The organism is Lactobacillus taiwanensis DSM 21401, assembly GCF_001436695.1.
Taxonomy (GTDB): Bacteria; Bacillota; Bacilli; order Lactobacillales; family Lactobacillaceae; genus Lactobacillus; species Lactobacillus taiwanensis.
On the sequence record NZ_AYZG01000030.1, the window covers coordinates 1 to 238 of the forward strand.

At 46.2% G+C, this 238-nt stretch carries 1 tRNA gene; it reads left to right on the top strand.

What is annotated here, in order from left to right:
- Nucleotides 1–88: 88 nt before the first annotated feature.
- A tRNA-Ala gene (locus FD18_RS04855) sits at nucleotides 89–161 on the top strand.
- Nucleotides 162–238 lie beyond the last annotated feature (77 nt).

Genomic DNA, 238 nt, shown 5'->3' on the forward strand with positions numbered 1-238 from the left:
TAGAGCGCACGCCTGATAAGCGTGAGGTCGATGGTTCAAGTCCATTTAGGCCCATTCAAAGCAAAAAGCTTTGATAAAAGGCAATGATGGGGGCTTAGCTCAGATGGGAGAGCGCCTGCTTTGCACGCAGGAGGTCATCGGTTCGATCCCGTTAGCCTCCATTGAGACATAAGGTCTCAAGGGTTAGTACATTGAAAACTGAATATAATCTAAAGCAAAAAACCGAGACAATCGAAGA